18 protein-coding genes are annotated in these 19,699 nt (G+C 63.8%); 10 read left to right on the plus strand and 8 right to left on the minus strand.

The window, feature by feature from the left end; translation table 11 throughout:
* Nucleotides 1-19 precede the first annotated feature (19 nt).
* A complete protein-coding gene (locus tag YUU_RS0148410; protein WP_027528567.1) occupies nucleotides 20-1,138 on the plus strand; it encodes a cobalamin-independent methionine synthase II family protein in 1,119 nt (372 codons plus the stop codon).
* Nucleotides 1,139-1,277: 139 nt separating this feature from the next.
* Here YUU_RS0148410 and YUU_RS0148415 read toward each other — a convergent pair whose 3' ends face one another.
* Both YUU_RS0148415 and YUU_RS0148420 read right to left on the minus strand, forming a co-directional pair.
* A complete protein-coding gene (locus YUU_RS0148415; protein WP_027528568.1) occupies nucleotides 1,278-2,999 on the minus strand; it encodes a caspase family protein in 1,722 nt (573 codons plus the stop codon).
* A gap of 94 nt (nucleotides 3,000-3,093) precedes the next feature.
* Nucleotides 3,094-4,182, minus strand: coding sequence for an aspartyl protease family protein (locus YUU_RS0148420; RefSeq protein ID WP_027528569.1), 1,089 nt, complete (start codon nucleotides 4,180-4,182; stop codon nucleotides 3,094-3,096).
* A 227-nt stretch (nucleotides 4,183-4,409) separates the two neighbouring features.
* Between YUU_RS0148420 and YUU_RS0148425 the strand changes: the two genes are divergently transcribed.
* The 4 genes from YUU_RS0148425 to YUU_RS0148440 all read left to right on the plus strand — a co-directional run bounded on the left by YUU_RS0148425 (nucleotide 4,410) and on the right by YUU_RS0148440 (nucleotide 10,188).
* On the plus strand, nucleotides 4,410-5,765 hold the full coding sequence (locus YUU_RS0148425) for a hypothetical protein (RefSeq protein WP_027528570.1): 1,356 nt from the start codon (nucleotides 4,410-4,412) through the stop codon (nucleotides 5,763-5,765).
* Between the two features lie 60 nt (nucleotides 5,766-5,825).
* Nucleotides 5,826-7,022: a methionine adenosyltransferase gene (metK, locus tag YUU_RS0148430; RefSeq protein ID WP_027528571.1), complete on the plus strand. Its 1,197-nt coding sequence runs from the start codon at nucleotides 5,826-5,828 to the stop codon at nucleotides 7,020-7,022.
* A gap of 123 nt (nucleotides 7,023-7,145) precedes the next feature.
* Nucleotides 7,146-8,567 (plus strand): adenosylhomocysteinase, encoded by a 1,422-nt coding sequence (gene ahcY / locus YUU_RS0148435; protein WP_027528572.1) that lies wholly within the window; start codon nucleotides 7,146-7,148, stop codon nucleotides 8,565-8,567.
* A gap of 160 nt (nucleotides 8,568-8,727) precedes the next feature.
* Nucleotides 8,728-10,188, plus strand: a complete 1,461-nt coding sequence (locus tag YUU_RS0148440) for an NAD(P)/FAD-dependent oxidoreductase (RefSeq protein WP_027528573.1) — start codon at nucleotides 8,728-8,730, stop codon at nucleotides 10,186-10,188.
* Nucleotides 10,189-10,210: 22 nt separating this feature from the next.
* On the opposite strand, the gene YUU_RS0148445 is transcribed toward YUU_RS0148440, so the two are convergent.
* Both YUU_RS0148445 and YUU_RS0148450 read right to left on the minus strand, forming a co-directional pair.
* On the minus strand, nucleotides 10,211-10,447 hold the full coding sequence (locus YUU_RS0148445; protein ID WP_027528574.1) for a 4-oxalocrotonate tautomerase family protein: 237 nt from the start codon (nucleotides 10,445-10,447) through the stop codon (nucleotides 10,211-10,213).
* Between the two features lie 19 nt (nucleotides 10,448-10,466).
* Complete coding sequence (locus YUU_RS0148450) at nucleotides 10,467-11,177, minus strand: SDR family NAD(P)-dependent oxidoreductase (RefSeq protein WP_027528575.1); 711 nt, start codon at nucleotides 11,175-11,177, stop codon at nucleotides 10,467-10,469.
* 222 nt (nucleotides 11,178-11,399) lie between these two features.
* On the opposite strand from YUU_RS0148450, the gene YUU_RS0148455 reads away from it, so the two are divergent.
* The 5 genes from YUU_RS0148455 to YUU_RS0148475 all read left to right on the plus strand — a co-directional run bounded on the left by YUU_RS0148455 (nucleotide 11,400) and on the right by YUU_RS0148475 (nucleotide 15,347).
* The gene (locus tag YUU_RS0148455) at nucleotides 11,400-12,323 is read left to right on the plus strand and encodes a LysR family transcriptional regulator (protein WP_027528576.1); all 924 of its coding nucleotides are present in this window, start codon (nucleotides 11,400-11,402) and stop codon (nucleotides 12,321-12,323) included.
* A gap of 134 nt (nucleotides 12,324-12,457) precedes the next feature.
* Nucleotides 12,458-13,507, plus strand: coding sequence for an alpha/beta fold hydrolase (locus YUU_RS0148460; RefSeq protein WP_027528577.1), 1,050 nt, complete (start codon nucleotides 12,458-12,460; stop codon nucleotides 13,505-13,507).
* 142 nt (nucleotides 13,508-13,649) lie between these two features.
* Complete coding sequence (locus YUU_RS60820; protein ID WP_198031993.1) at nucleotides 13,650-13,805, plus strand: hypothetical protein; 156 nt, start codon at nucleotides 13,650-13,652, stop codon at nucleotides 13,803-13,805.
* A 121-nt stretch (nucleotides 13,806-13,926) separates the two neighbouring features.
* The gene (locus tag YUU_RS0148470; protein ID WP_027528578.1) at nucleotides 13,927-14,856 is read left to right on the plus strand and encodes an aspartyl/asparaginyl beta-hydroxylase domain-containing protein; all 930 of its coding nucleotides are present in this window, start codon (nucleotides 13,927-13,929) and stop codon (nucleotides 14,854-14,856) included.
* A 32-nt stretch (nucleotides 14,857-14,888) separates the two neighbouring features.
* Nucleotides 14,889-15,347 carry a nuclear transport factor 2 family protein gene (locus YUU_RS0148475; protein WP_027528579.1) on the plus strand — a complete coding sequence of 153 codons (459 nt, stop codon included), beginning with the start codon at nucleotides 14,889-14,891 and terminating at the stop codon, nucleotides 15,345-15,347.
* A 10-nt stretch (nucleotides 15,348-15,357) separates the two neighbouring features.
* Here the strand turns inward: YUU_RS0148475 and YUU_RS0148480 are convergent, their stop codons facing one another.
* From YUU_RS0148480 to YUU_RS0148495, 4 genes are all read right to left on the minus strand, one after another.
* Nucleotides 15,358-16,185, minus strand: coding sequence for a molybdenum storage protein subunit alpha (locus YUU_RS0148480; protein ID WP_027528580.1), 828 nt, complete (start codon nucleotides 16,183-16,185; stop codon nucleotides 15,358-15,360).
* 12 nt (nucleotides 16,186-16,197) lie between these two features.
* Nucleotides 16,198-17,010 carry a uridine kinase gene (locus YUU_RS0148485; protein WP_027528581.1) on the minus strand — a complete coding sequence of 271 codons (813 nt, stop codon included), beginning with the start codon at nucleotides 17,008-17,010 and terminating at the stop codon, nucleotides 16,198-16,200.
* Between the two features lie 128 nt (nucleotides 17,011-17,138).
* Nucleotides 17,139-17,840, minus strand: coding sequence for a fumarylacetoacetate hydrolase family protein (locus YUU_RS0148490; protein ID WP_027528582.1), 702 nt, complete (start codon nucleotides 17,838-17,840; stop codon nucleotides 17,139-17,141).
* A 35-nt stretch (nucleotides 17,841-17,875) separates the two neighbouring features.
* Nucleotides 17,876-19,684: an ABC transporter ATP-binding protein gene (locus YUU_RS0148495; protein WP_027528583.1), complete on the minus strand. Its 1,809-nt coding sequence runs from the start codon at nucleotides 19,682-19,684 to the stop codon at nucleotides 17,876-17,878.
* Nucleotides 19,685-19,699 lie beyond the last annotated feature (15 nt).

Genomic DNA, 19,699 nt, shown 5'->3' on the forward strand with positions numbered 1-19,699 from the left:
AAAATTCGGGAGTGAACCAATGCAGCGAACCAAAGCCCCCTTCCGCGCCGACGAGGTCGGCAGCCTCCTGCGTCCGGCCAAGATCAAGGAAGCCCGCGCCAAGCTGGAGAAGGGCGAGATCTCGGCCGATGATCTGCGCAAGATCGAGGACATGGAGATCGAGAAGGTCGTGCACAAGCAGGCCTCGATCGGCTTGAAGCTCGCGACCGACGGCGAATTCCGCCGCTCCTGGTGGCACTTCGACTTCTTGGCGAAGCTCACCGGCTGCGAAATGTTCCACCCGGACACAGGCATCCAGTTCGCGGGCGTCGAGACGCGGCATGACGCAGTGCGGGTGATCGGCAAGCTCGACTTTCCCGACCACCACCCGATGCTCGACCACTTCAAGTTCCTGAAGAAGTATGCCGACCAGGCCCACGTTACCGCCAAGATGACGATCCCCTCGCCGGCGGTGCTGCATTTCCGCGGCGGCCGCAAGGCGATCTCCAAGGACGTCTACCCCGATCTCGATGCCTTCTACGAGGATCTCGGCAAGACCTACCGCAAGGCGGTCAAGGCGTTCTACGATGCCGGCTGCCGCTATCTCCAGTTCGACGACACCGTGTGGGCCTATCTCTGCTCGCAGGACGAATTGAAGAAGGCGCGCGAGCGCGGCGACAATCCGGATGGTCTCCAGCAGATCTACGCGCGCATCATCAACTACGCGCTGGCAGAGAAGCCCGCGGACATGGTGGTGACGACCCATGTCTGCCGCGGCAATTTCCGCTCGACCTGGATCTCCTCCGGCGGTTACGAGCCGGTGGCCGAGACCTTGCTCGCCGGCACCAACTACGACGGCTACTTCCTGGAATATGACTCAGACCGCGCCGGCGGCTTCGAGCCGCTGCGCTTCTTGCCCAAGGGCAACAAGGTCGTCGTGGTCGGCGTCATCACCTCGAAGTTCGGCGAACTCGAGAAGAAGGACGACATCAAGCGCCGTCTGGAAGAAGCCGCCAAGTTCGCGCCGCTGGAGCAGCTCGCGCTCTCCCCGCAATGCGGCTTCGCCTCGACCGAGGAAGGCAACATTCTCTCCGAGGAAGAGCAGTGGGCCAAGCTGAGCCTGGCGGTCGAGATCGCGAAGGAAGTGTGGGGCAATTAAGACCCGCTAGCTCGCTGTCATTCCCCGCGAAAGCGGGGAATCCAGTACGCCGCGGCTTCTCCGTGCCTCTCGCTGTCTCTGGAATACTGGATCGCCCGGTCAAGCCGGGCGATGACGACTGAGTTTGTTGCGGGCGCCGTCACTTCTCCGCCAGATAAACCTCGCCCAGCAGCGACGAGTTCGACCACGGCACCTGCTTGTTCTTGGTGGACGAGACGACCTCAGCACGCACGCGCGTCAGCATCTGCTGCACCTCGAGCCCCGGCGTGCCGATATGGCGGGAGAGGGCGGACGAGAAAGGCGAGTTGGCGCCTTCGCCGTCGAGGGCAACCTGGCCCGGCGCCGTGGCGAATGCGATCAGCGTGCCGGCCCCTAAGGTCGCGCCGGCGCCGAGACTCGCCGGCGCTGCGAGACCCGAGGCGCCCTCGATGCCGCGATTGGCACCGGCGGCAGCGACCTGCGGCGCCATCGGGTTGTTGCGGCAGGCATCGAAGATCAGGATGTTGGTGCGGACCTGATCGTCGAGGCCGGCCATGATCGTGTCCGTGTCGATCATCGCCTCCGTCATGTTGGCGCCTGCCTTGAGTTCGACGTCGATCGGGATGAGATAGTTGCGGCCGTCGATCTGCACACCGTGGCCGGCGTAGTAGACCACCGCGACCTGCGCCCGCGCCGCATCGCGCAGGAAGTCGCGCGTCATCTTCTGCATCGTCGCGCGGTCGAGGTCGATGCCCTCCGACACCGTGAAGCCGATGTCACGCAGGCTCTTCGCGACTGCGCGCGCATCGTTGGGCGGATTAGGCAGCGCCTTGACGTGGGCATAGGCGCCGTTGCCGATGATCAGCGCCATGCGCTTGCCGCGGCCTGCCGGAGCGGGCAAGGGCGAAGGCGCCGTGCTCGCCTGCTGCTGCCCTGAAGGCGCCGTCGTCTGCTGCGCGGTCGAGGTCGGCGCATCGCGCGGCGTCGGCACGGTTGTGTCTGATAGCAGGGACAGTCGCACCTTGGCTGTCGCCTGGTTGGACTTGCTGCCGGCGTCCGACGCCGTGACGCCGAGCGCGCCCTTGTAGTCCTCCTCGGCGTGCGCGTAATCGCCCTTGGCCTCGTAGGCGAGCCCGCGAAACGTATAGGCCGAGATCAGCACGCTGTTCGGCGGCGTCATGATGTTGACCGGCGGCTTGTCCTTGGCGAGTCGGATCGCCTCCGTGCCGTCGGCGATGGCGCGATCGAACTCGCCCTTGGCGCGCCAGATCGTGGTCCGGTGCACCAAAGGCTGCGACAGGCTGGGGTCGAGCCTGATCGCCTGGTTGATGTCGGCGAGCGCGCCGTCGAGCTCGCCGAGCGCCTTCTTACAGTTGCCGCGGTTTTGGTAGGAGAATGCCGATTTCGGATCGGCCTTGATCGCAGCATCAAAATCCGCGATCGCCTTAGCGTACTCCTTCTTGCCCTGATAGGCGTTGCCGCGGTTGTGGAAGATGATTCCGCTCGGCGGCCCAAGCTTCAGCGCATCGTCGAAATCGGCGATCGCGATGTCGTACTCGCCTTTGTCGAAATAGGCGGAGCCACGCAGGTTGTAGACCGCCTGGCTCGGCTCCAGGCGGATCGCTTCGGTCGCATCCGCGATGACCTTCGCGTAGTCGCCCTTCTTGTTCCAGCCCACCGCGCGCCAGAAATAGACGGTGGCGAGCTGTCCGCCCTTGAACACCTTCAGCGCGATGATCTTGTTGCAGGCGTCGATCTGCTGGTCGGCCGGCGTGGTGTCGGTGGTGCAGAGCGGACCGAGCTGCGCGCGGCTTTGCGCGAAGGAGGGGGCGGACCAGGCGGAGGCAAAGAGCAGGCAGAACGCGACGAGCAAACGACGCATGAAGGCCTCGGGAATGCGGAAATGAAATGGATCGTCCGTGTGTTTGTCGCCACCGTGGGACGGGCGGTTCAGTCCGGGTGCCGCGCCGCAGGCCTTACCTCTTCGGCTGGCGGGTGCGGACCTCGATGAAGCCGCCGGCCATCTGCACGTCGAACCGAGACAGGAAGCTCATGCCGAGCAGGCCGTCGATGCCGGGGCCATAGCTCTTGTCGTCCACGTTCTGGATCGCGATCGGGACGTTGCTTGCCTCCAGCTTGCCGAGCGCGATCTTGTCGGCCCTGGCGAGCCTGGCTTTGGTTTGCCCATTGGCCGTCACGAGAGTGATCTCGCTGGAGCCGGCATCGGGGATTTTGGCCCGGCCGGCGAAGGCGGATTTCACGGACACATAGCTGGCACCGGTGTCGAGGATGAACATGCCTGACACGCCGTTGATCTGGGCCTTGACGGTGAGAACGTTCTTCTGGCCGTGGAGCGGAAAGGTTTCCTTTCGAAGCGCGGTTGATGCGATACAGTTTCCCTGGCTTTCGTAGTCGGCGATGATCTTTCGGGTCTGGCTCGTATCGCGATTCATCGGATCGAGCGCAATCCACATATTGATCGGCGCAGTCGCTTCGCAGAACTGCTTGAGCGCCGCATAGGCACCGGCCATGCGCAGAAAGACACGGCTCGATATCGTTTTCTTGTCCGCACCATAGAGCTCGATCGCATCCGAGTAATCGGCAAGCGCGCGGTGGTAGTCGCCGACGCCCTCCAGCGCAACGCCTCGCAGATAGTGCGCCTCGCGATTTGATGGCGCGCGCCGCATGAATTCGTCGGCGACCTCGACCGCTTTCGGATAGTCGGTCAGCTTCAGATAGATGTCGATCGACCGGTGCAGAGCGGTCAGCGGTGCACCGCAGTTCTTGACGAACTTATAAAGCCCATCGGCGGCCTGTCGCCGGTAGCCGAGCTTATCCAGCATCAGTGCGAGATCGGCGATGCTCTTCTGGTCGCACGGCTCACGCTTGAGCTCTTCCAGACGCAGCCAGACATAGGGATCGCGCGCGGCCTGGACCGGCAGGGACCCGATGCGTTCATAGACCGTTGCAAACACCTCGTCGGGATTCTCGTCCAGATAGCCTGCGCGCGCGCTGGCCAATAGTGCCGCAAAAAGACACGCGGCCAGCCAAAACGACCTGAACATATCCACCCCGAACATCCCCGTACGTTACGTATACTGGGAAGTGTGCGCGCTGCCAAACGCACGACAGGGATGTTTGGGGGCGACCTCGCGGGGCCGGCCGTATGAAGCTCAGAAGCGGGCGGGAAGCCCCTCATTCGGAAGTGGAGCAATTCCAGAGGGTATTCCCTGAGTGGGCAGAATTTGCTATGCGATCGGACCCAACATCGCTGCCCACCACCGTCCCACCCATGAAGAACGACGAAATCCTCAGCCAGATCACCGAGTTCTGCCGCAAGGCGGACATGGCGGAATCGACCTTTGGCCGGCGCGCGGTGAACGATGGGAAGCTGGTGCAGCGCCTGCGCGAGGGGAAGCGCATCACCATCGACACGCTCGAGCGGATCCAGGCCTATATGGCCGCATCGATGACCGGGGGCCTGCCACCGCCGCGAGGGCTTCAGGTGCCGCCGGAGAAGCGCGATCCGCGCGGTAATTTCCGCTTCTTCGAGAACCGGCAGAAATACCTGCTGTTCGTCCATACCTGCAGCGAGAAGCGCGTGGTCGCCGAGCGCGTGGCGCTCGAGCTCACCAGCATCCATCCGCGCCCGCCGGCCCTGCGCATATTCGACGCGGGCGTCGGCGACGGCACTGTGCTGGCGCGGGTCCTGCGCGCCACGCACCAGCGCTTTCCGCACATGCCGTTCTATGTCGCCGGCAAGGAGCTCAGTCTCGAGGACCTGCGCCTGACGCTGGAGAAGGTGCCGGACCGCATTTTCGAGCATCCGGCGTCGGTTTTCGTCTTTACCAACATGTTCTACTCGGAGGCGCCCTGGCTGACGCCGGCATCGCCCGCCGCGGCGGCCGCCGCCGTCTGGCACGAGGTTCCGCTGCGGGGCGCTTCCTCGGGAGAGTTCGAACAGCAGATCGCCGAGCTGAGGCCGTTCCTGGAGCAGAACTGGCGCGCCGCGATCAGCCCGCGCACGGCCATGCCGCTCTACGAGCGGCCCGTCGTCCTCGTGCTGTATCGCGAAGATCACAGATTCCTGCTGGATTCGACCATTCCGCGGCCGGGCCAGACCGAGGCCAATTTCGACCTCGTTATTGCATCCCAGCCATACCGCGCCCTGTCCTCGGTTAATTTTCGGGCAAAGCGGATCATTGCACCTCTGGCGCGGGCATTGCGACCGGGGGGGCGCCTGATCGGAATTCACTCTCATGGTCACGATCCCGGCATGGAAATGATCCAGGCGATCTGGCCTGGAGAAAATCCTTTCGCGGTGAGCCGTCATGAGCTATTGCGCGCTGTTAGGTATGAGCTCGGATCGTTGGGCCGCGACCTTAATTTTAATGCTTATGCTGATAACCGCTCGATCTTCAGGTATGATATGGAAGCGCTGCCCAACGAGGTGACCGGGACCATCGGAACCTCGACAGCCTTTGCAGCGTGGAATGCGGCGGTGTATGTCGCTCAGATTGAGGACGACCGATTGACAGAAATGACTCAAAACGGCCGCACTCTGGATGCCGCCAGGGACGTGCTGCGCAAACACAACGGGCTCTGGTTTTACGACGAATCCTACGTCATCTCGCGCCGGCGTGACTGACATAATCCAAAAGTAAACATCGCAAACGACCGCCCAACGGGGCGGGACAAGGGGTTACTGATGCGAGCGTCCTATCTCTTCACCAGCGAGTCCGTATCTGAAGGCCATCCGGACAAGGTCTGTGACCGGATCTCCGATGAGATCGTCGATCTGTTCTACCGCGAGGGGCCGAAAGCCGGCATCGACCCGTGGCAGATCCGCGCCGCCTGCGAAACGCTTGCGACCACCAACAAGGTCGTGATCGCGGGCGAGACCCGTGGTCCCGCATCGGTCACCAACGAGCAGATCGAGAGCGTCGTGCGCGGCGCGATCAAGGACATCGGCTACGAGCAGGAAGGTTTTCACTGGAAGACCGCGGATATCGAGATCCTCCTGCATCCGCAGTCGGCCGACATCGCGCAGGGCGTCGATGCGCTTCAGCCGGGCGAGGTCAAGGAAGAGGGCGCGGGCGACCAGGGCATCATGTTCGGTTACGCCACCAACGAGACGCCCGACCTGATGCCGGCACCGATCTTCTACGCCCACAAGATCCTGCGGCTGATCTCCGAAGCGCGCCACTCCGGCCGCGAGAAGGTCTTGGGCCCGGACTCCAAGAGCCAGGTCACCGTGCAGTACGAGAACGGCAAGCCGGTCGGCGTGCGCGAGATCGTGGTTTCGCACCAGCATCTGGTCGAGGACATCTCGTCCAAGCAGATTCGCGACATCGTCGAGCCCTATGTGCGCGAGGCGCTGCCGAAGGACTGGATCAACGGCAAGACCATCTGGCACATCAACCCGACCGGCAAGTTCTACATCGGCGGTCCCGACGGCGACACCGGCCTGACCGGCCGCAAGATCATCGTCGACACCTACGGCGGCGCGGCCCCGCATGGCGGCGGCGCGTTCTCCGGCAAGGACCCGACCAAGGTCGACCGTTCGGCCGCTTACGCAGCGCGCTATCTCGCCAAGAACATCGTGGCCGCAGGGCTCGCTGATCGCTGCACGCTCCAGCTCGCTTACGCCATCGGCGTGGCGCGGCCGCTGTCGATCTACATCGATACGCATGGCACCGGTAAGGTCTCCGAGGACAAGCTCGAGAAGGCCGCAGCCGAAGTGATGGACCTGACTCCGCGCGGCATCCGCAGCCATCTCGACCTCAACCGTCCGATCTACGCGCGCACCTCGTCCTACGGCCATTTCGGCCGAACGCCCGACAATGAAGGCGGCTTCTCGTGGGAGAAGACCGACCTCGTCGAGCCGTTCAAGCGCGCGGTCTGATCAATTCCGTCATTCCGGGGCGCCGCGCCAGCGGCGAACCCGGAATCTCGAACCTCTGGATTCCGGGTTCGCGCGTTTCACGAGCGCCCCGGAACGACTTTTTCAAACAACAGGAAGCTCGACATGAACGCGAAGCCCGGCTTCACCGATTACATCGTCAAGGACATTTCGTTGGCCGATTTCGGCCGCAAGGAGATCTCGCTCGCCGAGACCGAGATGCCCGGCCTGATGGCCACCCGTGAAGAGTTTGGCCCGAAGCAGCCGCTGAAGGGCGCGCGCATCGCCGGCTCGTTGCACATGACGATCCAGACCGCGGTGCTAATCGAGACGCTCGCAGCCCTCGGTGCCGACATCCGCTGGGTCTCCTGCAACATCTACTCGACGCAGGATCACGCGGCCGCCGCGATCGCCGCGGCCGGCATTCCCGTCTTCGCCGTGAAGGGCGAGACGCTGACCGAATACTGGGACTACACCGCAAAGCTGTTCGACTGGCATGGCGGCGGTACGCCGAACATGATCCTCGATGACGGCGGCGACGCGACCATGCTGGTGCATGCCGGCGTCCGCGCCGAGAAGGGCGACACCGCCTTCCTCGATAAGCCTGCTTCCGAGGAAGAGGAAATCTTCTACGCCTTGATCAAGCGCCTCCTGAAGGAGAAGCCCAAGGGTTACTTTGGCGAGATCGCCAAGAACATCAAGGGCGTCTCGGAAGAGACTACCACGGGCGTGCATCGCCTCTACGAGATGGCCAACAAGGGCACGCTGCTGTTCCCCGCCATCAACGTCAACGACAGCGTCACCAAGTCGAAGTTCGACAACCTCTATGGTTGCCGTGAATCGCTGGTCGACGGCATTCGCCGGGGCACCGACGTGATGATGTCGGGCAAGCTCGCGATGGTCGCGGGCTTCGGCGACGTCGGCAAGGGTTCGGCGGCGTCGCTGCGCCAGGCCGGCTGCCGCGTCATGGTGTCGGAGGTCGACCCGATCTGCGCGCTGCAGGCGATGATGGAAGGCTATGAGGTCGTGACGATGGAAGACGCCGCGCCGCGCGCCGATATCTTCGTCACCGCCACCGGCAACAAGGACATCATCACCATCGAGCACATGCGCGCGATGAAGGATCGCGCCATCGTGTGCAACATCGGCCATTTCGACAACGAGATCCAGATCGCGGCTCTGCGCAATCTGAAGTGGACCAACATCAAGCCGCAGGTCGACGAGATCGAATTCCCCGACAAGCATCGCATCATCATGCTGTCGGAAGGCCGCCTCGTGAACCTCGGCAATGCGATGGGCCATCCGTCCTTCGTGATGTCGGCGTCGTTCACCAACCAGACGCTGGCGCAGATCGAGCTCTGGGCCAACAACAAGAACGGCAAGTACGAGAAGAAGGTCTACGTGCTGCCGAAGTCGCTCGACGAGAAGGTCGCCCGCCTGCACCTCGCCAAGCTCGGCGCCAAGCTGACCGAGTTGCGCAAGGACCAGGCCGACTATATCGGCGTCAAGCAGGAAGGTCCGTACAAGTCGGACCACTATCGGTACTGATATCCACTCGTCTCAAACGTGCAAAAGCCCCGGAGCAATCCGGGGCTTTTTGTTTTGCAGGCCGGAAACTACGGGGTTCTCCTCCCGGTTGTATCGGGGGCCGATTAGCGATTGACGCACGGTGGTGATGGTCGGACAATCCTCAGCGGCGGAGGAAACCATGCAACAAGAACATTTCGACGTCCTCATCGTCGGCGCCGGCCTGTCCGGCATTGGCGCGGGCTATCATCTCAAGACGAAATGCCCGGGCAAGAGCTACGTCATCCTCGAGGGGCGCGACTGCATCGGCGGCACCTGGGATCTGTTCCGCTATCCCGGCATCCGCTCCGACAGCGACATGTTCACGCTCGGCTATTCCTTCAAGCCGTGGACCGATCCCAAGGCGATCGCCGACGGGCCGCAAATTCTCAACTACGTGCGCGAGACGGCATCCGAGAACGGCATCGACAAGAAGATCCGCTTCGGCCATCGCGTCAAGCGCGCGTCGTGCTCAACGCCTGATGCGCGCTGGACCGTCGAGGCCGAACGAACGACAGGCGAGGGCGCAGCCGAGATCGTACGCTTCACCTGCAATTTCCTGTTCATGTGCTCCGGCTACTACAAATACGAGGAAGGCTACACGCCGGAGTTCCAGGGTGCCGCGGATTTTCAAGGCCGCATCGTGCATCCGCAGAAGTGGACCGAGGACATCGACTACGCGGGAAGACGCGTCGTGGTGATCGGATCGGGCGCCACTGCCGTGACGCTGGTGCCGGAGCTTGCGAAGAAGGCCTCAGAGGTCGTCATGCTGCAGCGCTCGCCGACCTATGTCGTGTCGCGTCCTGCGCAGGATCCACTCGCCAACAAGCTGCGCCGCAACCTGCCGGCGACGCTCGCCTATCATATGATCCGCTGGCGCAACGTGATGTGGGGCATGTTCTTCTTCCAGCTCAGCCGGCGCCGGCCCGCCAAGGTGAAGGATCTGATCCTGAAGGGCGTGCAGATGGCGCTGGGGCCGGACTACGACGTCGCGACGCATTTCACGCCGCGCTACAATCCCTGGGATCAGCGGCTGTGCCTGGTGCCCGACGGCGATCTCTTCACGGCGATCCGCGAGAAGCGTGCCTCCGTCGTCACCAACGAGATCGACACCTTCACGAAAGACGGAATTCGCCTCAAGGACGGCAGCGAGCTTGCCGCCGACATCATCGTCACCGCGACAGGGCTCGTGCTTCAGGTCGTCGGCGGACTCGAGATCAGTGTCGACGGCCGCGTGGTCGATTTTGCCAAAACGCTGACCTACAAGGGCATGATGTACGCCGACGTGCCGAACATGGCTTCCGCCTTCGGCTACACCAACGCGTCCTGGACGTTGAAATGCGATCTCACCTGCGAATATGTCTGCCGGCTCATCAACTACATGGACCGGCACAATTTCCGCCAGTGCGTGCCGCACAATGACGATTCGACGGTCACCGCCCAGCCCTCGCTCGATTTCACCTCCGGCTATGTGCAGCGCTCGATTGCGAAGATGCCGAAGCAGGGCTCCAAGCGGCCGTGGCGGCTGCATCAGAACTATGCGCTGGACATTGTCTCGCTGCGCTTCGGCAAGATCGACGACGGCGTGATGCAGTATTCGTAACGACCGCCCACGCCGCTCCAGATCAGCCTGGTGGCGTCGCGCGACGGCGCCTGAATTCGAGGACAGGCAGACCGCCCCAGCCCCAATTGGCGGTATCGACCTCGTCGATCACGACAAAGGTCGAATCCAGCGGCTTGCCGAGGACATCGAGCAGCAATTGGCTCGAGCCCTTGATCAGCGCGGCTTTCTCCTCCGCGGTGAGCGACGCCGCGCCCGGCGTCGTTCCCTCGCGGGTCACTTGAATGGTGACGATTGGCATGGTGAACCCTCCTGTCGGCTCAATGGCCGGCGCTCTGGCCGCCGTCGACATGCAGGATCTCGCCCGTCACGAAGCCCGCCCGCTCGAGATAGAGCACCGCGTCGACGATGTCGGCCATCTCGCCCATGTGGCCGATGGGGTGCAGCGTGCCGTACTGGGCATGCGTTTCGACCGGATGCATCGGCGACTTGATGATGCCGGGCGAAACCGCGTTCACGCGAATGCCGCGCTTGGCATATTCGATTGCCAGCGACTTCGTCGCGGCCGCTAGCCCGCCCTTGCTTAGCGATGCCAGCACTGATGGCACGTTCGAATTGGCCTGATCGACCAGGCTGGTCGTGATCTGGACGACGTGGCCCGAGCCCTGCTTTTCCATCTCGGCGATAGCGAGCTGCGTGATGCGGAAGAAGCCCGCGACGTTGATGCCCATGACCGTCGCATAGTCCTCGGCCGTGTACTGCGTGAACGGCTTGGCGACGAAGATGCCGGCATTGTTGACCAGCGTGTCGACACGGCCGAACCGGGCGACGGCCTGAGACACTACGCGCTCGGCGGTGCTGGGGTCGGCGATGTCGCCGGCGACAGCAAGGATGCCATCATCGGCGGAAGGTTTGATGGAGCGGGCCGTTGCGACGACCCGATAATTGCGGTCGCGGTAGGCTTGGACGAGGGCGGCGCCGATGCCCTGCGATGCACCGGTGATGATAGCGACTTTCTGCTCGATACCCATGTTGGGCTCCTGTTACCGATTTATGGGAGTGATCCTGTGCCGGTCGCCTGCGACTGGCTTGCCCGCTGAGGTACGCCGCGGCGGCTTGGTTGCGAATACGCGCTGTCCGGCAGACACTCTTTCGCGGCGCGATCGAATGGCGGGCCAGCGGTTGCGGCGGTTGTCGTGTCGCGCGTGAGCGCCTAGCTTGCGGTCGGACTTTGCTGGGGCGACGGAAAGCGCATGGATCGTCTCGACGCGATGAACGTGTTCGTCCTTGCGGTGGACGAGGGCAGCCTTGCGGCTGCTGGCCGCAAACTCGGCCGCTCGCCGGCCGCGGTGAGCCGCGCCATCGCCTTCCTGGAGGAGCGGGTCGGCACTGAGCTCCTGCACCGCACGACGCGGTCGATCAAGCTCAGCGAGGAGGGCGAGCGTTACGTGGCGATCTGCCGCCGCGTGCTGACCGAGCTGGAGGAGGCCGACGATATCGCGGCGGGGCCGCATGCCGCGCCGCGCGGCACGCTTGCGATCACCGCGCCTGTGGTCTCCGGCGAGATGGTGCTGCGACCGATCCTCGACACGTTCCTGGATGCCTACCCGACGGTGTCGGCGAAACTGTTGCTGTTCGACCGAGCGGTCAATTTGATCGATGAGGGCATCGACGTGGCGCTCCGGATCGGTCCTCTCTCGGACTCCGCGATGGTCGCGATGAAGCTCGGCGACGTACGCCGTGTCGTGGTGGCTGCTCCGCGATATCTCAACCAGCATCCGCGCATCACCGAGCCCGGCGATCTCGCCAAGCATCAGATCGTCGCCATGGCCCACCTGCCGAATTCGTGGACGTTTGCGCCGCAGCCCGGTTCCGTGGTGCCGCGAACCGTTCAGTTCACGCCGCGGCTCGTGATCAACAGCACCTATGCCGCGGTCGCTTCCGCCGTCGCCGGCCGCGGCCTCGCGCGGATGTATTCCTATCAAGTCGCCGAGCAGGTGCAGCGCGGCGAACTCGACATCGTGCTATCCGGGGACGAGGATCCCGAAATGCCCGTGCACCTGATTTCGCCGCAGGGCCGGCTCTCGGTCCCGAAGGTGCGGGCCTTCACGGATTTTGCCGTGCCGCGGTTGAAGAAGCAGTTCGCGGTCCTGAAGAAGGCGATCGGTCCTCGCTGAATTGTGACTCGTTCGCCGCGCGAAAGAGTGCTTATCGCAGACCAGCGATTTGCCGCCCGCTTGCGGCCTACATCTGCGGTGAAACAGCGGCGCCGACGGCGGCATTGCGCGCCATGCAAATGCACGAGATGAAGATGTCAAAAGAGATAAACAACGATCGCCGTCGTTTCCTCACCACCGCCGCGATCGGCGTCGCCGCACCATTCGTTCTCGGCAGTGCTGCCGCCGCGCAGTCCGGCAAGGCGAGCCCCTCGACTGCGCCCGCAATCAAGCCGGGTACCAACACGTCCTTCGCGGCGATCAAGCAGATCAATGCCGGCTTCCTCAACGTGGGATATGCCGAGGCCGGTCCGGCGGATGGATCCGTGGTGATCCTGCTGCACGGCTGGCCCTATGACATCCACAGTTTCGTCGATGTCGCGCCTGTGCTCGCGAAGGCGGGTTATCGAGTCATCGTTCCGCATCTGCGCGGCTATGGCACGACGCGCTTCCTGTCGGGCGAGACGATGCGCAACGGCGAGCCCGCAGCGCTCGCTGCCGACCTTGTCGCTCTGATGGATGCGCTTGGCATCAAGCAGGCGACGCTCGCCGGCTATGATTGGGGCGGGCGGACCGCCAACATCGTCGCGGCGCTTTGGCCAGAGCGCGTCAAGGCGATGGTCTCGGTGAGCGGTTATCTGATTTCCAGCCAGGCGGCAGGGAAAATGCCGCTGCCGCCGAGCGCCGAGCTGCAATGGTGGTATCAGTTCTATTTCGCCACCGAGCGCGGCCGCGAGGGCTACGCCAAGAACACGCACGACTTTGCCAAGCTGATCTGGAAGCTCGCCTCGCCCAAATGGCATTTCGATGATGCCACCTACGACCGCAGCGCGGTCTCGCTCGACAATCCCGATCATGTCGACATCGCGATCCACAACTATCGCTGGCGGCTTGGGTTGGCCGAGGGCGAAGCAAAGTATGCCGAGCTCGAGCAGAAGCTGGCGGGCCTGCCGGTGATCACCGTGCCGACCATCACCATGGAGGGCGATGCCAATGGGGCTCCGCATCCGGACCCTTCCGCCTACGCGAAGATGTTCTCGGGCAAATACGAGCACCGGACGATCACCGGCGGCATCGGGCACAATCTGCCGCAGGAAGCCCCGCAGGCCTTTGCCCAGGCCGTCCTCGATATCGCCGCGAGCTGACGGCGCGGGCTGCGCCATGCGTTGTTTTGCGTATTCGAGGCCGCGGATGAATCGGCCATGCTGCCCAAACGGTTAACGCCGGATTAACCGGCGGGTCCTAGGCTCTCTCGGCCGGGGTGCTCGCTAATTTAAGGGTAGCCCAATGGAAGCCCAGAAGATCGCGATCGACGCTGTCGTCGCGCTGACCGATTGTGACCGCGACGCCGTCACCACCTTCATCCGCCGGCTCTATCTCGCGGGCGTCAGGGACCCCAAGCGCCTGACCTTCAAGGGGCTGCAGGCGCTCGCGCGGGTCTGATCGGCATCCCCTGCTGTTTCAACTGTCTGGGTCGAGAGCGACGGAACCAGTCTGCGGCGCCTTGCCGCTGGCACCGGGCCGGGCTACACGAGCACGGCTGGGTCGCTTGGGGATCGGGGAAATGTTGAAACAGCTCTTTGCGCCGCAACTTGTCATCCTCTATGTGCTTGCGGCATCAACGATTTACGTCCACTTTCGAGGCAAGCAGCGGCTGCGCTTTGCCCGCCAGCTCGGCGATCATTCGACCTATCTCGCACCCTATAATGTACTGATGTATGCCGGCTCGGCCGTGCCGAACAAGCCGGTGATCTCGGTCGACCAGTTTCCCGAGTTGAAGCCGCTCAGCGAGAACTGGGAGACGATCCGCGACGAGGCGGTGCGCCTGTTCGACGAAGGCTTCATCCGCGCCGCGGCCAAGAACAACGACTGGGGCTTCTATTCGTTCTTCAAGAGCGGCTGGAAGCGCTTTTACCTGAAATGGTACGACGACTTCCTGCCCTCGGCGCGCACGCTGTGCCCGAAGACGGTGGAGCTGCTCAATTCGATTCCATCCGTGCATGGCGCGATGTTCGCGATGCTGCCGCCGGGCGGCAAGCTGGGCGCGCACCGCGATCCCTTTGCCGGATCGCTGCGCTATCACCTCGGGCTGGTCACGCCGAACTCGAACAAGTGCCGGATTCTCGTCGACGGCGTCGAATGCGTCTGGCGCGACGGCGAAGCCTTCATGTTCGACGAGACCTTCATCCACAGCGCCGAGAACGCGACCGACGTCAACCGCATCATCCTGTTCTGCGACGTCGAGCGCCCGATGAAGTTCGGCTTCATGACCGCGATGAATCGCTGGGTCAGCCATCACATCGTCAAGGCGTCGGCGACCCAGAACGTCGACGGCGAGAGCGTCGGCGTGCTCAACAAGGTGTTCGGCAAGCTCTACGAAGTCCATCTTGCGAGCCGCAAGGTCAAGGAATGGAATCGCAACGTCTACTACACGCTGAAATATTCGCTCACGGCGCTGATCCTTGGCCTCATCGTAATGTCGGCGCTGCGGTGATCGTGGCGTCCGTGCTGAATCGGGAATAGGCAATGGCCCCGTTGCCGATCGCCGACGCCGAGACAGAGCAATTCTTCCGCCAGTGGCTGGAAACCTTCGCGGGCTATGTCCGCGAGGTCGACTACGCCTCCGCGAGGCCGCTCTTCCATCCGGACGTGCTTGCCTTCGGCACGCACAACGACGTCATTCCGGGTCTCGATCAATGGGTCGCGACGCAATGGGACAACGTCTGGCCAAAGACGACCGACTTTCGCTTCGTCCTCGAGCAAACCTCGATCCTGGCGTCCTCCGATGGCACGATGGCGACCGTGATCGCGCCGTGGACGAGCACGGGCTATCATCCCGACGGCAGCTCGTTTCCGCGTCCCGGCCGCGCGACGATGGTGTTTTCGGGGAATGCCGATGGTTGGCTGTGCGTGCACTCCCACATGTCACTCAATCGCGGCGTCCCGCAGGTAAGCCATGCCAATCGACCGGTGAAGGCCTGGTAGATAGATTTCCTCAGGTTAGGCGAGCACCGGCCTGAATGATCGTCCCGACGTGCTGGCCACGCATGGCCGCCGTGAGCCGGCCGGGAACGAGACCGTTCACGACCTGCACGCGCGCGATGTGCCGCGCGTTCGCCATGACCTCGAGCAGCGCGGGATCGAACGGCAGTGTGCCCTTGAGCTTGCCAAGTTCTGCGACGTTCGTCTCGTGCAGCAACTGCGCCTGCTTCGCGTCGGCGCCGTTGGGATCGGTGGTGTAGACGCCGTCAACGTCCTCCACGATCGTGAGGCCGGCGGCGCCCAGCGCGTCCGCGAGCAGGAAGGCGCCGGTGTCGGCGCGATGCAGCGGGATGCGCGAGGTCGGGAATTCATGATGGTGGTACGGCGGAAACGCGCTGCCGACGACCGCACGGGCGGCCGAGAGGTGGATGGCGAGCTGGCTCGCGATGGTGGGGTGCTCGATGTAGGAGACACCTTCCGGGGCGAGCAGGCTCGCAAGGATATGGCCGTTCTGGCCGGCCTCGCTTGCGGCAAGCGGCGCGAGCGACCCGACGGGGAGTCCGAGGTCGAGGCCGACGCTGTAGAGATGACGGGCGCGGACGCCGGCGCCGGTCAGGATCAGCAGGCGATGCTCAGGCAGCAGCGACCGCAGCTCATCGACGAGGGGGAGGATCGCCTCATGACCGCGATCCATCACGCGGCCGCCGATCTTGATGACCTGCACCCAGGGCAGGAGCTTGATCGGGCGGCTGCCTGCGACCGGGCGAGTGAGATCGCCGTCGAGCAGGGTCTGGCGCGCAAGCGGCGAGGCGACGTGCTTGATCTGGTTGGTGACAGTCATGGCGATGGTCTCTCAGCTCGCAGTGATGATGGTGCCGACATGCTCGCCCGCGAGCGCGCGGGTCAGATTGCCGGGAACGAGGCCATTGACGATCTGCACCTGGTGGACGTGGCGCGCCGAGGTGAGGAGATCGAGCACCGGGAATTCCAGGATCGAGTCCTGCAGGCCCTTGGCCTTCATCTCGGCCACGGAGATCTTTGGGATGAAGGTGGCGTTCTTTGCCGTCTTCGGGTTCGCGGTGTATAGGCCGTTCTCGTCCTTCACATAGATCATCGCTTGGCAGCCGAACTGTTCGGCCACGAGGAAGCATCCCGCGTCGGTGCGGTAGGGCGGAATCACGCCCTCGGCCGCGGGCCGCATCCACAGGCTATAGGGGGGCATGCCGCTGAAGATGACGGCGTTCACCTCGGCGAGGAACAGCGGCACGGACGAGAGCCCGGCGCTAGAGACGGCGGAGATGCCGTGCTTGGCAAGAAGCTGACCCAGCATCGCGGCGTTCTGGTCGGCGACGGAGGCGCCGAGCTGCGAGAGCACGCCGGCCGGCAGGCGAAGCCCCGCCGCGATCGAATAGAGATGCCGCGCGCGGGTGCCTGCACCGGTCCCGATCAGGAGCTTGTGGGCCTTGCGCGCGGCGACGATCTCCTCGACCAGCGGATAGACCGCGGCGCGGCCGCGATCGATCACGCTCTGTCCACCGATCTTGATCACCGTGGCGTCCGGCAGGATCCGGAAGTCCGGAGCTGCCTCCGAAGCCGCGACGAGGTCGGGATCAGTGAGCGAACGCTGCATCAGGAGCGCTTCCAGCTCGGCCGTCGTGTTCGCCATGAGAGACGTCCTTTCGTTTGTCGATCTTCTTCGGTGATCGCCGAGCGGCTTGTTTAGCAAAACCGCAGCCAGCCACAAAACAAAAGCCCCGGAGCACGCTCCGGGGCTTTGTGTTTCCAGCGCTGCGGTTACTCCGGCTGGCCGATCGACACCTTCAGCGTGCCGACGCCGTCGACGCCGCATTCGAGCTTGTCGCCGGGCTGGAGCTGCGACACGCCAGCGGGTGTACCGGTCAGGATGATATCGCCGGCGGCGAGCTTCACCTGCTGCGAGAGCTGCCAGATGATCTCCGGCACATTCCAGATCAGCTCGGTGAGGTCGCCCTTTTGCGCTTCCTTGCCGTTCACGGTGAGCCAGATCTTGCCCATCGACGGATGGCCGATCTTCGAAGCTGGCTGCACCGCGGAGCAGGGCGCCGAACCGTCGAACGACTTGCCGATCTCCCAGGGCCGCTCCTTCTTGCGCGAGGCGATCTGGAGGTCGCGGCGGGTCAGGTCGATGCCGACCGCATAACCGTAGACATGGTCGAGCGCCTTCTCCGCGGGAATGTTGAGGCCGCCGCTCTTCATCGCGACGATCAGCTCGACCTCGTGATGCAGATCCTTGGTGAGCGGCGGATAGGGGATGGTGGCGCCATCGGGCACCAGCATGTCGGCATGCTTGGCGAAGAAGAACGGCGGGGCGCGCTCGTCATTGCCCATCTCGCGGATGTGCTCGAGATAGTTGCGGCCGACGCACCAGATGCGGCGCACCGGATAACGGCCGGTCTCGCCGACGACGGGAAGCGAAGCCTGAGGCGGAAGCGGGATGACGTAGGAGGCGGCGTTCATGAAGCGGTCTCGCTGCTCTTGGGGTAAGAATGATCCTAGGCGGTTGCACTGACAGGTGCCAGCGGCAGGGGGCCGGCGTCGTGGTGCTGCAGGCGGAAGAACGAGGCGTAGCGGCCGGAACGGCGCAGCAGTTCGTCGTGCCGTCCGCGCTCGACGATCTCGCCGCCCTCGATCACCAGGATGGCGTCCGCGTGCATGATGGTGTGCAGGCGATGCGCGATCACGATGGTGGTGCGGTTCCGGCAGAGATGCTCGATCGCCTCCTGCACTTGCTTCTCGGACTCGGAGTCGAGCGCCGCAGTGGCTTCGTCGAGTAGGATGATCGGAGCGTTCTTGAGCAGCGCACGGGCGACGGCGATGCGCTGGCGCTGGCCACCGGAAAGCTGCGTGCCGTGCTCGCCGACCGGCGTATCGTAGCCGAGCGGGAAGCTCATGATGAAATCGTGGGCGCAGGCCGCCTTGGCGGCATCGATGATCTCGTCTTCCGTCGCGTCTCGCCTGCCGAAGGCGATGTTGTTGCGGATCGTGTCGCGGAACAAATAGACGTCCTGGCCGACATAGGCGGTCTGCGCGCGCAGCGACTTGCGCGACACCGACGTGATCGACTGGCCGTCGATCAGGATGTCGCCCTGCGTCACCTCGTAGAAGCGCAGCAGCAGCGCCAGCACGGTCGACTTGCCGCCGCCGGAGGGGCCTACCAGTGCGGTGACCTTGCCGGGCTCGGCAGTGAAGCTCATGCGGTTGAGCACGGTCTCGCCAGCGCGGTAGGCGAAGCTGACATCGTTGAGCTCGATCCGCGCATCAGACAGTTTCAGCGCCGGCTTGTCGTCATCGTTTTGCTCGCTCGCCGGGCTGTCGATGACCTCGAGCAGCATGCGCGCGCCGACGAGCTGGCTGTTGAGGTCGATGTTGAGCCGCGCCAGCCGCTTGGCCGGCTCGGTCGCCATCAGGAAGGCGGTCATGAAGGAGAAGAACTGGCCGGGCGTGGCGCCGAGCGCGACCACGCTGTAGCCGCCATAGAGCAGACAGCCGGCGACCGCGAAGCCGCCCAGCATCTCCATCAGCGGATTGGAGCGGTTGGCGACGCGCGCCATCTTGTTGGCGTTGCGCTCGACGACACTGATGTTCTCGTCGATGCGGCTTTGCATCGCATCTTCAAGCGTAAACGCCTTGACCGTGCGGATGCCTTGCAGCGATTCTTGCATCGTCTCCAGAATGTCGGCGGTGCCGGTGAACTGGTTGTAGGCGAGGCCCTTGATGCGCTTGACCAGCCTGCGCAGCACCAGCATCGCTGGGGGCACCGCGACGAGGCCTATGAACGACATCAGCGGGTCCTGCCACACCATCACGCCGATCATGGCGAGCAGCATCAACAGGTCGCGCCCGACGGCATTGACCAGCATATTGAGAACGTCGGTGATGGATTTGGCGCCGGCGGTCAGGCGCGCCAGGAATTCCGAGGAGTGCCGCTCGGAGAAGAAGCCGATGCTTTCGCGCATCAGCTTGGCGAAGAGCTGCCGCTGGTTGGTGGCGAGGATGGCGTTGCTGATCTTGGTCAGGATCACCATGTGGCCGTAGGTCGCCACGCCCTTGATGAACAGGAGGACGACCGTGACGCCAGACAGCATCGCGATGCCGGGAACGTTCTTGTCGACATAGGCCTGGTTGATGACTTGGCCGAGAACGTAGGTCGCAGCCGCCGTTGCGCCGGCTGCAACCGCCATCAACGCGAAAGCGACGAGGTAGCGCCGCCAATAGGTGATCCCCTGTTCCGTGACGAGGCGGCGAATCAGGATCGCTGCCGCATAGGGATCGTCGGTGATTTTCTTTGGAAACTGGGCCATCCGTAGTCCATTGAC

Origin of the sequence: Bradyrhizobium sp. Ec3.3, assembly GCF_000472925.1 — a bacterium.
GTDB lineage: Bacteria > Pseudomonadota > Alphaproteobacteria > Rhizobiales > Xanthobacteraceae > Bradyrhizobium.

What these genes read in the sequence shown, in the direction of transcription:
- YUU_RS0148410 (WP_027528567.1), top strand. Translation starts at nt 20, where the DNA reads ATGCAGCGAACCAAAGCCCCCTTCCGCGCCGACGAGGTCGGCAGCCTC.
- YUU_RS0148415 (WP_027528568.1), bottom strand. Translation starts at nt 2,999, where the DNA reads ATGCGTCGTTTGCTCGTCGCGTTCTGCCTGCTCTTTGCCTCCGCCTGG.
- YUU_RS0148420 (WP_027528569.1), bottom strand. Translation starts at nt 4,182, where the DNA reads ATGTTCAGGTCGTTTTGGCTGGCCGCGTGTCTTTTTGCGGCACTATTG.
- YUU_RS0148425 (WP_027528570.1), top strand. Translation starts at nt 4,410, where the DNA reads ATGAAGAACGACGAAATCCTCAGCCAGATCACCGAGTTCTGCCGCAAG.
- metK (WP_027528571.1), top strand. Translation starts at nt 5,826, where the DNA reads ATGCGAGCGTCCTATCTCTTCACCAGCGAGTCCGTATCTGAAGGCCAT.
- ahcY (WP_027528572.1), top strand. Translation starts at nt 7,146, where the DNA reads ATGAACGCGAAGCCCGGCTTCACCGATTACATCGTCAAGGACATTTCG.
- YUU_RS0148440 (WP_027528573.1), top strand. Translation starts at nt 8,728, where the DNA reads ATGCAACAAGAACATTTCGACGTCCTCATCGTCGGCGCCGGCCTGTCC.
- YUU_RS0148445 (WP_027528574.1), bottom strand. Translation starts at nt 10,447, where the DNA reads ATGCCAATCGTCACCATTCAAGTGACCCGCGAGGGAACGACGCCGGGC.
- YUU_RS0148450 (WP_027528575.1), bottom strand. Translation starts at nt 11,177, where the DNA reads ATGGGTATCGAGCAGAAAGTCGCTATCATCACCGGTGCATCGCAGGGC.
- YUU_RS0148455 (WP_027528576.1), top strand. Translation starts at nt 11,400, where the DNA reads ATGGATCGTCTCGACGCGATGAACGTGTTCGTCCTTGCGGTGGACGAG.
- YUU_RS0148460 (WP_027528577.1), top strand. Translation starts at nt 12,458, where the DNA reads ATGTCAAAAGAGATAAACAACGATCGCCGTCGTTTCCTCACCACCGCC.
- YUU_RS60820 (WP_198031993.1), top strand. Translation starts at nt 13,650, where the DNA reads ATGGAAGCCCAGAAGATCGCGATCGACGCTGTCGTCGCGCTGACCGAT.
- YUU_RS0148470 (WP_027528578.1), top strand. Translation starts at nt 13,927, where the DNA reads ATGTTGAAACAGCTCTTTGCGCCGCAACTTGTCATCCTCTATGTGCTT.
- YUU_RS0148475 (WP_027528579.1), top strand. Translation starts at nt 14,889, where the DNA reads ATGGCCCCGTTGCCGATCGCCGACGCCGAGACAGAGCAATTCTTCCGC.
- YUU_RS0148480 (WP_027528580.1), bottom strand. Translation starts at nt 16,185, where the DNA reads ATGACTGTCACCAACCAGATCAAGCACGTCGCCTCGCCGCTTGCGCGC.
- YUU_RS0148485 (WP_027528581.1), bottom strand. Translation starts at nt 17,010, where the DNA reads ATGGCGAACACGACGGCCGAGCTGGAAGCGCTCCTGATGCAGCGTTCG.
- YUU_RS0148490 (WP_027528582.1), bottom strand. Translation starts at nt 17,840, where the DNA reads ATGAACGCCGCCTCCTACGTCATCCCGCTTCCGCCTCAGGCTTCGCTT.
- YUU_RS0148495 (WP_027528583.1), bottom strand. Translation starts at nt 19,684, where the DNA reads ATGGCCCAGTTTCCAAAGAAAATCACCGACGATCCCTATGCGGCAGCG.